We start from the raw sequence: 13,770 nt of genomic DNA on the forward strand, positions 1-13,770 counted from the left end.
AGCGTGGTCATTGGCGACTTTTCTGGACGATCGCGACTCGACGCATGTCCCGGGGCGCTTCAGGTGCACGCCGCCGCCGACGGCGGCCTGGCGCGGATCAGAGTCCCCGGCGGCCGGCTGACGGCCTCCCAGCTGCGCGAACTCGCCGACGCCGCCACCGCCTGCGGGACCGGTGTCATCGAGCTGACCTCCCGGGCGAACGTGCAGGTGCGCGGACTCGGCGAGGAGAGCGGATTCGCCGCGCGCATGGCGGCGGCCGGGCTGCTGCCGTCGCTCACCCATGAGCGCATCCGCAACATCCTGGCCTCCCCGCTCACCGGCTGCGACGCGGCGGGGACGCTGGACGTCGGCCCGCTGGTCGCCGACCTGGACCGGCGGCTGTGCGCCCGGCCCGCCCTCGCCGAACTGCCCGGACGTTTCCTGTTCGCGCTCGACGACGGCCGGGGCGACGTGGCCTGGCTCGACCCCGACGCCGCGATCCTGCCGACCGGCGCGCAGGAGACCGCGCTGATCCTCGCGGGCGCCGACAGCGGTCTGCGCGTGCCGCTCGCCTCGGCGGTCGCCGCCCTGCTCGCCGCCGCCGAGGCGTTCCTGGCGGAGCTGGCCGTCCGGGACGTGCACGCCTGGCGGATCGGCGAGTTGCCCGGCGGTGTGGAGCCGGTCGCGACCCGGGTGCGCATCGCTCTGGAGACCGGCTCCGCCGGCCCGCCACGGCTCGTCCCGCCCGCGGAGCGGATGCGGGCCGAGCCGCCGCCGGCCGCGGGGGGCCCGGTGGGAGCCGTCGGGCGACCCGGCGGCGGGGTGGCCCTGGGCGTCGCGGTACCGCTGGGGCGGCTGACCTCCGCCCAGGCGGAGCTCCTGGCCGAACTGGCCGCCGGCGGGGAGGTACGGCTGACGCCGTGGCGAGGGGTGGTCCTGCCCGGCCTGGACCGCGCCGGACTTCCCCGGGCGGTCGCCCGGCTGGCGGACGCCGGCCTGGTCACCGACCCCGAATCGCCGTGGATCGGCGTGACGGCCTGCACCGGGCGTCCGGGCTGCGCCAAGTCCCTGGCCGACGTGCAGGCCGACGCGGCCCGCGCCACCGCGCCCGGCGCCGAACCGACAGCCGGGACACCGGGGACGATCGCCCCCCGTGTGGCGGATTCACCGCGCACCGGTACGCTCCCCGTGCACTGGGCGGGCTGCGACAGACGCTGCGGCCGTCCCAGAGGACGGGTCGCGGACGTGGTCGCCACCGGCGCCGGATACCGCCTGGACCTGGACGGCCGGAGCCTGACCTGTGCCGACATCGAGCAGACCACGGCCGCGCTGGCGGCCGTCAGAGGGGAAACGTGATCGACTACGTCCGTGACGGCGCGGAGATCTACCGCCGTTCCTTCGCCACCATACGCGCGGAAGCCGATCTGAGCGGCATGCCCGCGGACGTCGCCCAGGTGACGGTCCGCATGATCCACGCCTGCGGGATGGTCGATCTCGTCACCGATGTCGGGTGGTCGCCCGGCGTCGTGGCGTCGGCGCGCGCGGCCCTGCGCGCGGGCGCCCCGGTGCTGTGCGACGCGATGATGGTCGCCTCCGGGGTGACCCGCCGCCGCCTGCCGGCCGGTAACGAGGTGATCTGCACGCTGGGAGAGCCGGGCGTGCCCGAGCTCGCCGAGCGGCTGGGCACCACCCGCAGCGCCGCCGCGCTGGAGCTGTGGCGCGAGCGGCTGGAGGGCTCCGTGGTCGCCGTCGGCAACGCCCCGACCGCGCTGTTCCGGCTGCTGGAGATGATCGAGGAGGGTGCCGGCCGACCGGCCGCCGTGCTCGGGATCCCGGTCGGCTTCATCGGCGCCGCCGAGTCCAAACAAGCCCTCGCCGAGCATCCGGCAGGCCTGGAGTACCTGGTCGTGCACGGCCGCCGGGGCGGCAGCGCGATGACCGCCGCCGCGGTCAACGCGATCGCGAGCGAGGAAGAGTGAGGGACATCGTGACTGGACGTCTGTGGGGAGTGGGACTCGGGCCCGGCGATCCGGAGCTGGTGACCGTCAAGACCGCCCGCCTCCTCGGCGAGGCGGGCGTGATCGCCTTCCACAGCGCCCGCCACGGCCGGAGCATCGCCCGTTCGGTGGCCGCGCCGTACCTGCGGGACGGCCAGATCGAGGAAGCCCTGATCTACCCGCTCACCACGGAGACCACCGACCACCCGGGCGGCTATCAGGGCGCCATCGACGACTTCTACGCCGACTGCGCGGTACGGCTGGCCGCCCATCTGGACGCGGGCCGGGACGTGGTGGTGCTGTGCGAGGGCGACCCGCTCTTCTACGGCTCGTACATGCACATGCACAAGCGCCTGTCCCACCGCTACGTCACCGAGGTGGTGCCCGGCGTGACCTCCGTGAGCGGCGCCGCGGCGGTCCTCGGACGGCCGCTGGTCGAACGGGACGAGATGCTCACCGTGCTGCCGGGAACGCTTCCTGCCGAGGTCCTGGCCGAGCGCCTGGCCGCCACCGACTCGGCGGCGGTCCTCAAACTCGGCCGGACGTTCACCAAGGTGCGCGACGCGCTGGTCCAGGCCGGCCGCCTCGACGAGGCCTGGTACGTGGAGCGCGCCACCACCGGCAGCCAGCGCCTGGCTCCGCTCGCCGAGGTGGATCCCGACAGCGTGCCGTACTTCTCGCTGGCGCTGATCCCGAGCCCGGTCAACGCCGCGCGGGCCGAACCCGCGCGGGAGGCGGAACCCGCGGCCTCTGCCGGTGGCCCCGGCGAGGTGGTCGTGGTCGGCCTCGGTCCCGCCGGACGGCCATGGCTGACCCCGGAGGCGCAGGACGCCCTGGCGGGCGCCGACGAGCTCGTCGGGTACGGCCCCTACCTCGACCGGGTCCCGCCGAACCCGCGCCAGCGCCGTCACCCCACGGACAACCGGGTGGAGGCCGAGCGGGCCGCGCACGCGCTGGAACTGGCCGTCGCCGGGTCGCGGGTGGCCGTGGTCTCCTCGGGCGATCCGGGGGTGTTCGCGATGGCCAGCGCGGTGCTCGAGGTGGCCTGCGAACCCCGCTTCGCCGACGTCCCGGTGCGGGTGCTGCCGGGCCTGACCGCCGCGCACGCGGTGGCCAGCCGTGCCGGCGCGCCGCTCGGCCACGACTACTGCGTGCTGTCGCTGTCGGACCTGCTCAAGCCGTGGGAGGTCGTCGCCGGCAGGATCACCGCCGCGGCGAAGGCCGACCTGGTCCTGGCGATCTACAACCCCGCCTCCAAGAGCCGCACGTGGCAGGTGGCCGCCGCCCGGGACCTGCTGCTGGAGCACCGCGCGCCGCAGACGCCCGTGGTCATCGGCCGCGACGTCGGCGGAGCCGGGGAGAGCATGACCGTCACCACCCTCGCCGAGCTCGATCCGGCGACGGTGGACATGCGCTGCCTGCTGCTGGTGGGATCCTCCACCACCCGGGTGGTCGAACGGGGCGACGGCGGCCAGGTGGTGTTCACTCCCCGCCGCTACCCGGCGTGAACGGTCTCGCGCGCCCCCGGCCGGACGGCTCCGCCCCGCGCGGCGTGCCCGGCCGGGCGCGTCGCCGCCCCCTAGGCGATGGCCGCCTCCAGCCAGGCGAGGGCCTCCTCGACCGTCCCCGCGGCGGGGACGCCGTCGGGGTGCGGCGGCCGCCGTACGATCACGACCGGAAGCCCGAGTTCGCGGGCCGCGAGCAGCTTGGCCGTGGTCATCTCGCCTCCGCTGTCCTTGGTGACCAGCATGTCCACGCGGTAGTGACGCATGAGCGCCAGCTCCCCCGCCACGGTGAAGGGGCCGCGGCTGAGCAGCACCTCCAGGCGGCGCGGCGCGGGCGGCTCCGGCGGATCCACCGAGCGGGCGAGGAACCACAGGTCGTCGAGGCCGGCGAAGACCGGCAGGCTCCGGCGCCCGGTGGTCAGGAAGACCCGTTCCCCCAGCGCCGGGAGGAGTTCGGCGGCCGCCGCGAGCGACGGCACCCAGCGCCAGTCGTCACCGGGGGCCTCCTGCCAGCCCGGCCGCCGCAGGACCAGCAGCGGCACCCCGGCCCGGCCGGTCGCCTCGACCGCCGAGGCGGTCATCCGGGCGGCGAAGGGGTGTGTGGCGTCCACGACGACGTCGATCCGGCGCTCGCCGATCCACGCCTCAAGCCCGCCCGGACCGCCGAAACCGCCCTCGTGCACCTCCCCCACCGGCAGCTTGGGATCGCGCACCCGCCCCGCCAGCGAGGACACCACGTGCGTCCCGGCACGACCGGCGAGCGCGGCGGCCAGCCGCCTGGCCTCGTCCGTGCCGCCCAGCACCAGGATGTTCAGCACACCGTCACCTTTCCTCCGGCGCAGGGCAGCGCCCTGCCGCACCGATCGACGCTCGAACCATGAGCACACCCCTACGCCACGGATGGACCACCGGCGCGTGCGCGACCGCGGCCACCACGGCCGCCTACACCGCGTTGCTGACCGGCGACTTCCCCGACCCGGTGGAGATCCTGCTGCCCAAAGGGCAGCGTCCGGCGTTCGCGCTGGCCGGGGAGGAGCTGCTGGGCGGCGTCGCCATGGCCGCGGTGGTCAAGGACGCCGGCGACGACCCCGACGTGACGCACGGCGCGCTGATCTCCTCGACGGTACGGCACGGCGCCCCCGGCACCGGCGTGGTGTTCGCCGCCGGCCCCGGGGTCGGCACCGTCACCAAGCCGGGGCTCCCGCTGGAGGTGGGTGAGCCGGCCATCAACCCGGTCCCCCGGCGGATGATGCGCGAGCACGTCGCCGACGTGGCCGCCCGGTACGGCGGCAGCGGCGACGTGATCGTGGAGATCTCGGTGGAGCACGGCGAGGAACTGGCCAGGAGGACCTGGAATCCCCGGCTGGGGATCCTGGGCGGGCTGTCCATCCTGGGCACGACCGGGATCGTGGTGCCCTACTCCTGTTCGGCCTGGATCGACAGCATCCGGCGCGGCATCGACGTGGCCAGGGCGGCGGGGCGCCGGCACGTCGCCGGATGCACCGGAAGCACCTCGGAGAAGGTCGCGGCCGAGCTGTACGGGCTGCCGGAGGACGCGCTGCTCGACATGGGCGACTTCGCGGGAGCCGTGCTGAAGTATCTGCGCAGGCATCCCGTGCCGCGGCTGACCGTCGCCGGAGGCATCGGCAAGCTGTCCAAGCTCGCCGACGGTCATCTGGACCTTCACTCGGGTCGCTCGCAGGTCAATCCGGACATGCTCGCCGAGATCGTCCGTTCGGCGGGCGGGGACGAGGAGCTGGCCGGTCGGGTGCGGGCCGCCAACACGGCCCTGCACGCGCTGCGGCTCTGCCAGGAGTCGGGCCTGCCGCTGGGCGACCTGGTCGCCGAACGCGCCCGGCTGACGGCGGTCGGCGTGCTGCGCGAGGCGCCCGTGGCGGTGGACGTGGTGGTCATCGACCGCGCCGGCGTGATCGTCGGCCGCGCGGGCTGACCCGGCGCGGCAGGCGCCGGGTTCAGTCACGACAGCGGGCCGCGGAGTACAGGTGGCTGTCGGGGAACTCCGAGGCGGTCAGCACGCGGCCGACCACGATCACCGCGGTGCGGACGACCCCGGCGGCGCGGACCTTGTCGGCGATGTCGGCCAGGGTGCCCCGCAGGATCACCTCGTCGTCCCGGCTGGCCCGGGCCACCACGGCCACGGGGCAGTCGGCGCCGTAGTTGGGCGTCAGCTCCTCGGCGACCGCCTCGATGCGCTGCACGGCCAGGTGGAGCACCATCGTGGCCCGGCTACGGCCGAGTGTGTCCAGATCCTCCCCCTCCGGCATGGGCGTGGCGCGCACCGAGGTCCTGGTCAGCACGATCGTCTGGCCCACACCGGGCACGGTGAGCTCCCGCTTCAGCGACGCCGCCGCCGCCGCGAACGCCGGCACGCCGGGAACCACCTCGTAGGGCACCCCCGCCGCGTCCAGCCGCCGCATCTGCTCGGCCATCGCGCTGAACACCGACGGGTCGCCGGAGTGCAGCCGGGCCACGTCGTGACCTGCCTGGTGGGCGGCGAGCATCTCCGCCACGATCTCCTCCAGCGCCATCCTCGCCGTGTCCACCAGCCGTGCCCCCGGCGGGCAGCATTCCAGCACTTCGGCCGGGACCAGGGACCCGGCGTACAGGCACACCGGGGAGGACGCGACCGCCCGCTGCCCCCGCAAGGTGATCAGGTCGGCGGCGCCGGGCCCCGCCCCGATGAAGCGCACCGTCATCGTTCGTCCTCCATCGGAACGGGCGATCGCCCGTCACGCGTCGTCACTGCCCGGCGTCCGCGGCGACCGGTTTGGTCACCGTCCAGATCGTCACCGGCATCATGGGCCGCCAGCCGGTGAAACCGCCGACCGGGGCCGCCCTGCTGACCGCCAGCCGGACCAGGTCGCCGCCGAGCTCGCCGTGCCAGGAGGCGAGTACGGCCTCCGACTCCACGGTCACCGCGTTGGCGACCAGCCTGCCGCCGGGTCGCAGCGCCGCCCAGCAGCTCTCCACCACCCCGGGAACGGTCACCCCGCCGCCGATGAAGGCGGCGTCGGGCGGTTGCAGCCCGGCCAGTGCCGCGGGGGCGGCCCCGGCCACCACGTTCAGGCCGGGTACGCCCAGACCCGCGGCGTTGCGGGAGATGCGGGCGACCCGCTCGGGGTGGCTCTCCACCGCCACCGCGCGGTTGGCCGGGTGGCCGCGCATCCACTCGATCGCGATGCTGCCCGCCCCGGCGCCGACGTCCCACAGCAGCTCACCGGGGACGGGCGCGAGCCGGGACAGGGTCACCGCGCGCACCTCGCTCTTGGTCAGCTGCCCGTCGTGCTCGAACGCCTCATCCGGCAGGCCCGGCACACGGGGCAGGGGAACGGTCCCGGCGGCGGCCCGGCACTCCACGGCGACGACGTTGAGGTCGTGGGCCACCGGCAGGGACCAGCCGCCCGCCGTAGCGGAGATCACCCGCTCCTCGGCGGCGCCGAGCCGCTCCAGCACCGTCATCGGGCTCTGGCCGTACCCGCGCGTGGCGAGCAGCGCGGCGACCTGAGCCGGGGTGCGGCCGTCGGCGCTGAGGACCAGCACCCGGCGGCCGTCGTGGACGGCGGCGTGCACCGACTCGACCGGCCGCGACACGACGCTGACCACCTCGACCTGGTCGGCGGCCCAGCCGAGCCTGGCGCAGGCCAGGGAGACCGACGACGGATGCGGCAGCACCCTGACCCGGTCCGCGCCGAGCAACCGCACCAGCGTCGTGCCGACGCCGTGGAACATGGGGTCGCCGCTGGCCAGCACGCACACCCGGCGGCCCTGGTGGGAGGCGATCAGCGCGGGCAGGGCCGGAAGCATCGGCGAGGGCCAGACGACGCGTTCGGCGGTCGGCTCGGGGATCAGCACGAGCTGGCGGGCGCTGCCCATCAGGACCTCCGCCGCGTGCAGCTCGCGCCGCGCCGCCGTGGACAGGCCCGCCCATCCGTCGGCTCCGATGCCGACGACCGTGACGAGGTCAGACATTGCCCAGCACTCGGGTGACGCGGATCTCGATCACGACCCGGGCCGGGTTCGCGCGGGGTTCGCGGTAGCGCTCGGCGTAACGGCGCTCGGCGTCGGCGACCGCCCCGGGGTCGTCGCGGATCACCGCGCGTCCCTCCAGGGTGGACCAGCGGCGCCCGTCCACCTGGCAGATCGCGACCGCCGCACCCTCTTCTCCGGCGGCGCGCACGTGACGGACCTTGTGCGAGCCGCCCGACGTGATCACCCGGGCGATCCCGGAGTCGATGTCCAGCGTCGCTCCCACCGGGACGACGTGCGGCGTGCCGTCGGCCCGCACCGTGGTCAGCGTGCACAGGTGACGCTCCCGCCAGAAGGCGCGGAAGCCGTCTCCGAGATCCTTCAACGCCCAGCCCTTCCCCGATGTCCTGTTACCGGGCGACATGGTAGCCGGACGACGGATCCGGCGGAGGATCGCCTCCACCGGATCCGGAACCGCTCAGCCTGCCAGGCTCGCCCGGTCGCGCTCCTGCTCGTAGGCCGCCAGGACCTGCTCGCGCCGCTCGGCGGGGAGCCGGTCGATGTAGAGGCGACCCTCAAGGTGGTCGGTCTCGTGCTGCAGGCAACGGGCCAGCAACCCGGTTCCCTCCACCGTAACGGGGGCGCCGGTCACGTCGAACCCGTGCACCACGGCACGGTCCGGCCTGGCCAGCGACGCCCGTTGTCCCGGCACCGAAAGGCAGCCCTCGTCGTAGTCGTCGAGGTGCTGCTCGTGTGGCGCGGGCATGACCAGGGTGGGGTTGACCACGACTCCCTTGCGGTACGTCTCGGTCTCGTCCGGGCAGTCGTAGACGAACACGCGCAGACCGACCCCGATCTGGTTGGCCGCGAGACCCACACCCTCGGCGGCGTACATGCTGGCGAACATGTCCGCCACCAGCGTGGCGAGGTCGTCGTCGAAGCGGGTCACGGTCTCACACGGGCGGTGCAGCACCGGCCGGCCGACGAACGTGATCGGCCTGGCCGTGCCCTCGCCGCTTGTCTCCATGTGGAACGCCTCCAAGGTCGTCGCGTGTCGGTCGCAGCAGCCTACCGGCGCCCCCGGCCGCCCTGGAGAACGCCGTTCAGCTCCCGGCGCTGTAGATCACCTGGTCGGGCTTCACCCGGACCGTGATGCGCTGCTCGCCCGGCTGCCGGTAGGGGTAGCTGTCCACCCCGAGGTATTTCTTCGCCAGACCGTCGATGACCGTGTCCGCGCCCTCGAGCTCCAGCTCCGCGGTGCCCGAGACGCTGACCAGGTGGAAGGCGTCCTTGGGGTCCAGGACGCTCACCGAGACCCGGGGATCGTTGCGCAGGTGGCGCTCCTTGGCCCGGCCGACGGCGGTGTTGAAGACGACGTCGTCTCCGTCGACGTCCACCCACACGACGGTGCCGTGCAGCGAGCCGTCAGGCCGGACGGTCGTCACCCAGGCGTGGATCGGCTGGCTGAGCAGCTCTTTGGCGTCGTCGTTCAGCTTTCCCATGAGGACCTCCACGATCAGCGGTGTGCCTACGGATCAATCGAACAGCACCTCCGGCCGATCAATTCCACCGCCCCCGGGCGAAGCGCTCAGGACGGGCTGTCGTGGACGACCGCCGCGGCGCGGAGACCCGATTCCAGGGCGCCCTCGATCCAGGCGTGCCAGAGCGAGCAGTGCTCGCCGGCGAAGTGGACGCGGCCTTCCGGCTGGACGATCGCCTCGTGCAGGGTCGTCTGCTGGTGCGGCTCGAAGAGGGCGAAGGCGCCGGCCGCGAAGGGATCCTCGTACCAGGCGTGACTGATCCCGAACTCGAAGGTGTCGATGATCTCCGGATGGACCTTCGCGACGTCCTCCACGGCCTGCTGGATCCGTTTGTCCGCGCTCATGGCCCCCCACCGCAGCGCGTCCTGGCCCCAGGTGTAGCTGGCCAGCAGGACGCCCCTGCGCTCGTCGGGGTCGGAGTGGGAGGGATAGCAGATCCTGCGGACGGGCAGGTCGGTCACGGTGGTCCCGCCGACGATCCCGTCGGTGCGCTCCCAGAATCGCTCGCGCACCTGAAACAGGATCTTGGTCGAGGCGTTGTAGTTGAGCTCCCTGATCGCCCGCTGCTTGCGCCGGGTGAACGCGGGTCGCACCTCGATGTCACGCAGCACGGAGAAGGGCACGGTGCACACGGCGTAGTCGCCCGTCATCACGGTGCGGCCCGCGGCGGTCCTGACGTGCACGGTGACCGAACGGTCGTCCTGCTCGATCGCGTGCACCTCGTGGCCGAAGCGCACGCGGTCCTTGAGGCGCCTGTAGAAGGCGAGGGGCAGCCGGTCGGTCCCCCCGACGATCTCCTGCATGTCTTCGAACGCCCGGCCAATGATCTCCCGGAACTGCTCGATCACCGCGGCGTTGAGATTCGACTCGCGAAAGCTCATGATCCCGTAGAGCTCGACGGCGCCCTGGGAGAAGCCCCGCTCGTGCAGGAAGCTGCGGATCGAGTGATGGTCGTAGTCGGCGCAGAGACGGTCGAGCGCGGCGTCTCCCTCGCTGGCGTAGCGCTCCCGGATCTCAGCGGTGGCGGCGTTCCACAGCTCCTCGTAGGTCCTGCCGCGTTCGTGCTCGGCCAGTTCGAAGTCCACCAGGCCCGGATCGGCGTTGAGGCTCTCCATCGTCATGCGCCTGCCCTGGACGAAGGCGAGGGCCTTGGGATTGCCCATGACGAAGGGCCGCAGGGTCAGCCCGAACTCACGGCAGTAAGCCAGGGTCAGCTCGTGGACGCGGGGAACGCGCATGGCTCCGGCCTCGGCGTACAGTCCCTCCGCGAAATCACGCAGGGTGTGGACGCGGCCGCCCACGCGCTGCTGCGCCTCCAGCACGACGGGGTCGTGCCCCTGGCGCATCAGCTCGTAGGCCGTGACCAGGCCCGCCATCCCCGCCCCGATGACCAGGACCCGCTTCGGCGTGTCCTGCCGGGCCGGCAGGCCGTCCCGCGCCGTTCTGACCAGGTGCGGGGGAACCCGCTCGTGACCGGGATCGAGGGAGGCGTGGTCGAGGCCGCGATCGGGGGAGGCCGGGTCGAGGCGGGGGGTGTGCGGGTCAGCGGACATGGAACCTCCTTGGAAACGGTTTCGTCGGCACCGGCCGCCTCACCCCTCCCCGGCGCGGTCGCATTCCCTGACCGCGCGGTCGCGGGTGGCCTCGGCGGCTCGGGTGAGGTCCGCCGAGGCGGCGGCGCAGCGGGCGATCTGGCCCTCGATCAGATCGCCGAACCACGCGGGCACGATCGGATTGCCGCGGACGCGCGCGGCGAGGTCGCTCAGCCTGACCGCGTGGTCGGCCAGGCGCGCGGCGTCGGCGGCCAGTTGCTCGGCGAGCGCGCCGTATCCGGGGGTCGCCGGCGTCCCCGGCGTCCCTGACGTCCCTGACGTCCCCGTCATCCGCGTGAGGCCCGGCCGGCGCGCCGGCGCCACACGACGACGGCCACGAGCCCGGCGAGCACGAGCCCGGCGAGCACCGCGCCCGGGAGAGGTCTCCCCCAAGCGGCCGTTCCGGGACCCTGCTCGGCCGGCGCGGCGGCGCCCCCGTCCCCGCCGCCGTACCGTCTCCGGGCCGCCCTGCCGAGGACGCCGGACGGCGACCCGGCGCGGGAGGCCAGGCCCGTCGCCGCGGGCCGGGTGGTCCGGTCACCGAAGGAGTTCTCACCGAGCAGCGCCCGCATCGCGAGCACCTCGCCGAGCAGCGGCGCGATGGCGCCGATCGCCCGTGTGGCGCCCTTCTCCCTGAACAGGGCCCTGACAGCCCGGATGGCCTCGACGTCGCGATCGGCGCCGACCGCGTCGAGCAGGCGGCGTATGACGGGGTCGGCGGCCAGTTCCGGATGCTGGTGCAGCACGGCGGCGATCCGCAGCCGCACGGAGGTGCCGGCGACCAGCGTGGCGAGGCTGCTGCGCCCGGCGAGCGCGCCCAGGCGCGCCGCCGAACCGCCGAACCGCCCGCCCTCGAAGGCGTAGCCGAGCCCGGCGCGGTTGGTCAGCGCGCGCAGCAGGCTCCAGTGGATCCCGGCCGGGAAGCCGGGGGAGCGCGTGGCGGCGGCGGTCAGCGTGGCCGTCGTGCGCGCGCAGATCTCCCTGATCTCGTCCGCCGTCCACGCGAGCTCGGCCGCCGCGGCGTGGATCTGCCGGAGGGGATCCGTCCCGGACCAGCCGGGATCGGGACCAGGTGTCATCGTGTCTCCTCGCCTCCGCTGACCAGCGCACACAGCTCGACTGCACGGCCCCGACAAGGGGCGATACAGAAGGTCACAAGAATACAACGGAGAGTAACGGACCTGCGACGCTCCGGTCAGCTTTCCGGCCGACACGGAATGGACATTCGCCACATACAGGAAATATTACTCACTGTTGATGATCGGTCACCCATCGTTCTATCATCCGGTCGCCCGTTCCGAAAGCGGTCGGGCCTGCCGCGGCGCCGGAGACGGCCCGCGACTCCAAGCGGAAGAGCGCCGCCGGCCGATCCGCGCCGGTCGCGGCCGGCGGGCGTGAGCGTGAACCGGAACGGAGGGTTGTGGCGAGACATCGCTGACCACTTCTCCCGCGGAAAGGCCGACCTTCATGCCATGGTGCACACGATGACCGCACCGCCCACCGTCCGCACCGATGACCGCGATCTCATCGGCGCGTCCCTGACCGATCCGGAGGCGTTCGCCGCCCTGTTCGACCGCTATTCCGAAATGCTCTACCGATATCTCTCCCGCCGGCTGGGCCCCGAAGCCGCCGAGGACCTGGTCGGCGAGACGTTCCTGATCGCCTTCGCCCGCCGGTCGCGCTACGACCCGGCCTACGCCGACGCGCGCCCCTGGCTGTTCGGCATCGCCACCAAGCTCGTCTCCCGGCACCATCGCACCGAGGGCGCCCGCTACCGGGCGCTGCAGCGCAGCACCGCGGAAGACACCGTGGAAGGCCCGGCCGACCAGGTGTCCGCCGGGGTCACCGCCCAGGCGTCCCGCCCGGCGCTCACCAGCGCGCTGGCCGGGCTGCCGGCCAAAGACCGCGACGTCCTGCTACTGATCGCCTGGGGCGACCTGTCGTACGAGGAGGTCGCGCGAGCCCTCGACATCCCGGTCGGCACCGTGCGGTCCCGGCTGAACAGAGCCCGTCGCAAGGTCCGCGCGGCGCTCGGCGACACCAACCCGATGCACGAGGAGGAGTGACCATGGACGATCTGACGATGCTCCGCGACCTCGGCCGCGAACTGGAACACGAGCCACCGGTCACGCTCGCGCGGCAGCGGGGACGCCTGCTGGACGCCTCCGCCCGCCCCTGGCGGCGACCGCCCCGCGCGGCGCGCGGCTGGGCGATGCTCGGGCTGGCCGCCGGGGTCACCGCCGTCACCGTGGTCGTTCCCACCGTGCTCCTGAGCGGGGGCGGCTCCCTGCCGCTCCTGAGCGGGCGCGAGCCCGTGCCGAGCCCGCAGGGAGAGCGCCCGGACAAGCAGAACGAGGCGCTCAACGTGCTCGTCGTCGGGACCGACGGCGAGGCCGGCGTGCCCCGCCACCGCTTCCCCGGAGCGCGCAGCGACACCATGATCCTGCTGCACCTGCCCGCCGACCGCGGGAGGATCACCGTCGTCAACATCCCCCGGGACTCGATGGTCGAGCTCCCCCCCTGCACATCCCCCAAGGGGGGGACCGTCCCCGCCCGGACGGGGATGATCAACTCGGCGTTCCTGTCGGGCGGCCTGTCCTGCGCCTGGAAGGCGGTCGAGTCCACGACGAGGGTTCGCGTCGACCACGCGGTGGAGATCGACTTCTCCGGCTTCAAGGGCATGGTCGACGCGCTCGGCGGGGTGGAGGTCACCCTGCCGAAGCCCGTGGACGACCGCCACGCGAAGCTGCGGCTTCCCGCGGGAAGACATCTGCTCGGCGGCGCCCAGGCGCTGGCCTATGCGAGAGTCCGCTACTCGCTCGGCGACGGCTCCGACCTGGCACGGATCAGGCGCCAGCAGCAGTTGATGAGCGTGCTGGTGAAGAAGGCGGCGACGCTGCCGGCCGATCCCGTACGGCTGTCGGCCTTTCTCGGCGAGGCCGCCAAGTGGATCAAGACCGACGCGACGCTGGACCTGCGCACGATGCGGGCGATCGCGCTGAGCCTGGATGGCACCGGGCCGGACGCCGTGACGTTCGTCACCGTCCCCGTCCGCCCGTTCAGGCTCGACCGCCACCGGCTCGAATGGGCCCAGCCCGCCGCCGGCGAGCTGTTCGCCTCGATCGGGAAGGACGCCCGGTAGGCCCTCCTCGCCGTGTCCGCGCCCGGC

The 13,770-nt window shown here is 73.6% G+C and carries 15 protein-coding genes; 6 read left to right on the top strand and 9 right to left on the bottom strand.

Going from position 1 to position 13,770, the window contains the following annotated elements:
- Positions 1-63: 63 nt before the first annotated feature.
- The 3 genes from ACQPYK_RS27405 to ACQPYK_RS27415 are packed head-to-tail and all read left to right on the top strand — an operon-like array spanning position 64 to position 3,484.
- Positions 64-1,335: a precorrin-3B synthase gene (locus ACQPYK_RS27405; protein ID WP_433236627.1), complete on the top strand. Its 1,272-nt coding sequence runs from the start codon at positions 64-66 to the stop codon at positions 1,333-1,335.
- A complete protein-coding gene (locus ACQPYK_RS27410; protein WP_433236630.1) occupies positions 1,332-1,958 on the top strand; it encodes a precorrin-8X methylmutase in 627 nt (208 codons plus the stop codon). The genes ACQPYK_RS27405 and ACQPYK_RS27410 overlap by 4 nt, the downstream gene beginning before the upstream one ends.
- 8 nt (positions 1,959-1,966) lie before the next feature.
- Positions 1,967-3,484 (top strand): precorrin-2 C(20)-methyltransferase, encoded by a 1,518-nt coding sequence (locus ACQPYK_RS27415; RefSeq protein ID WP_433236633.1) that lies wholly within the window; start codon positions 1,967-1,969, stop codon positions 3,482-3,484.
- A 71-nt stretch (positions 3,485-3,555) separates the two neighbouring features.
- On the opposite strand, the gene ACQPYK_RS27420 is transcribed toward ACQPYK_RS27415, so the two are convergent.
- A complete protein-coding gene (locus tag ACQPYK_RS27420) occupies positions 3,556-4,299 on the bottom strand; it encodes a cobalt-precorrin-6A reductase (RefSeq protein WP_433236636.1) in 744 nt (247 codons plus the stop codon).
- A 59-nt stretch (positions 4,300-4,358) separates the two neighbouring features.
- On the opposite strand from ACQPYK_RS27420, the gene ACQPYK_RS27425 reads away from it, so the two are divergent.
- Positions 4,359-5,432, top strand: a complete 1,074-nt coding sequence (locus ACQPYK_RS27425) for a cobalt-precorrin-5B (C(1))-methyltransferase (protein ID WP_433236639.1) — start codon at positions 4,359-4,361, stop codon at positions 5,430-5,432.
- A gap of 22 nt (positions 5,433-5,454) precedes the next feature.
- Here ACQPYK_RS27425 and cobM read toward each other — a convergent pair whose 3' ends face one another.
- The 8 genes from cobM to ACQPYK_RS27465 form a co-directional block, all read right to left on the bottom strand.
- The gene (cobM, locus tag ACQPYK_RS27430; protein ID WP_433236642.1) at positions 5,455-6,198 is read right to left on the bottom strand and encodes a precorrin-4 C(11)-methyltransferase; all 744 of its coding nucleotides are present in this window, start codon (positions 6,196-6,198) and stop codon (positions 5,455-5,457) included.
- A gap of 43 nt (positions 6,199-6,241) precedes the next feature.
- A complete protein-coding gene (cbiE, locus tag ACQPYK_RS27435) occupies positions 6,242-7,471 on the bottom strand; it encodes a precorrin-6y C5,15-methyltransferase (decarboxylating) subunit CbiE (protein WP_433236645.1) in 1,230 nt (409 codons plus the stop codon).
- Positions 7,464-7,892, bottom strand: coding sequence for a TIGR03618 family F420-dependent PPOX class oxidoreductase (locus tag ACQPYK_RS27440; protein WP_433236648.1), 429 nt, complete (start codon positions 7,890-7,892; stop codon positions 7,464-7,466). The genes cbiE and ACQPYK_RS27440 overlap by 8 nt, the downstream gene beginning before the upstream one ends.
- A gap of 54 nt (positions 7,893-7,946) precedes the next feature.
- Complete coding sequence (gene def / locus ACQPYK_RS27445; protein ID WP_433236651.1) at positions 7,947-8,495, bottom strand: peptide deformylase; 549 nt, start codon at positions 8,493-8,495, stop codon at positions 7,947-7,949.
- 76 nt (positions 8,496-8,571) lie between these two features.
- Positions 8,572-8,970: a TIGR03618 family F420-dependent PPOX class oxidoreductase gene (locus ACQPYK_RS27450; protein WP_433236654.1), complete on the bottom strand. Its 399-nt coding sequence runs from the start codon at positions 8,968-8,970 to the stop codon at positions 8,572-8,574.
- A gap of 86 nt (positions 8,971-9,056) precedes the next feature.
- On the bottom strand, positions 9,057-10,562 hold the full coding sequence (locus ACQPYK_RS27455) for a flavin monoamine oxidase family protein (protein WP_433236657.1): 1,506 nt from the start codon (positions 10,560-10,562) through the stop codon (positions 9,057-9,059).
- Between the two features lie 39 nt (positions 10,563-10,601).
- The gene (locus ACQPYK_RS27460; RefSeq protein ID WP_433236660.1) at positions 10,602-10,892 is read right to left on the bottom strand and encodes a hypothetical protein; all 291 of its coding nucleotides are present in this window, start codon (positions 10,890-10,892) and stop codon (positions 10,602-10,604) included.
- Entirely contained in the window at positions 10,889-11,680 is a 792-nt protein-coding gene (locus ACQPYK_RS27465; protein ID WP_433236663.1) for a hypothetical protein, read from the bottom strand. Before ACQPYK_RS27465 ends, ACQPYK_RS27460 begins: the two co-directional genes overlap by 4 nt.
- Before the next feature lie 405 nt (positions 11,681-12,085).
- Here ACQPYK_RS27465 and ACQPYK_RS27470 point away from each other — a divergent pair, with 405 nt between their 5' ends.
- Positions 12,086-12,667 carry an RNA polymerase sigma factor gene (locus tag ACQPYK_RS27470; RefSeq protein WP_433236666.1) on the top strand — a complete coding sequence of 194 codons (582 nt, stop codon included), beginning with the start codon at positions 12,086-12,088 and terminating at the stop codon, positions 12,665-12,667.
- A gap of 2 nt (positions 12,668-12,669) precedes the next feature.
- A complete protein-coding gene (locus ACQPYK_RS27475) occupies positions 12,670-13,743 on the top strand; it encodes an LCP family protein (protein ID WP_433236668.1) in 1,074 nt (357 codons plus the stop codon).
- Positions 13,744-13,770: the final 27 nt, after the last annotated feature.

Origin of the sequence: Streptosporangium sp. CA-135522, assembly GCF_050949235.1 — a bacterium.
Taxonomy (GTDB): Bacteria; Actinomycetota; Actinomycetes; order Streptosporangiales; family Streptosporangiaceae; genus Streptosporangium.

Coding starts and splice junctions, on each gene's coding strand:
- ACQPYK_RS27460 (WP_433236660.1), bottom strand. CDS start 10,892: ATGACGGGGACGTCAGGGACGTCAGGGACGCCGGGGACGCCGGCGACC.
- ACQPYK_RS27425 (WP_433236639.1), top strand. CDS start 4,359: ATGAGCACACCCCTACGCCACGGATGGACCACCGGCGCGTGCGCGACC.
- ACQPYK_RS27465 (WP_433236663.1), bottom strand. CDS start 11,680: ATGACACCTGGTCCCGATCCCGGCTGGTCCGGGACGGATCCCCTCCGG.
- ACQPYK_RS27455 (WP_433236657.1), bottom strand. CDS start 10,562: ATGTCCGCTGACCCGCACACCCCCCGCCTCGACCCGGCCTCCCCCGAT.
- cbiE (WP_433236645.1), bottom strand. CDS start 7,471: ATGTCTGACCTCGTCACGGTCGTCGGCATCGGAGCCGACGGATGGGCG.
- cobM (WP_433236642.1), bottom strand. CDS start 6,198: ATGACGGTGCGCTTCATCGGGGCGGGGCCCGGCGCCGCCGACCTGATC.
- ACQPYK_RS27475 (WP_433236668.1), top strand. CDS start 12,670: ATGGACGATCTGACGATGCTCCGCGACCTCGGCCGCGAACTGGAACAC.
- ACQPYK_RS27450 (WP_433236654.1), bottom strand. CDS start 8,970: ATGGGAAAGCTGAACGACGACGCCAAAGAGCTGCTCAGCCAGCCGATC.
- def (WP_433236651.1), bottom strand. CDS start 8,495: ATGGAGACAAGCGGCGAGGGCACGGCCAGGCCGATCACGTTCGTCGGC.
- ACQPYK_RS27440 (WP_433236648.1), bottom strand. CDS start 7,892: ATGTCGCCCGGTAACAGGACATCGGGGAAGGGCTGGGCGTTGAAGGAT.
- ACQPYK_RS27470 (WP_433236666.1), top strand. CDS start 12,086: ATGACCGCACCGCCCACCGTCCGCACCGATGACCGCGATCTCATCGGC.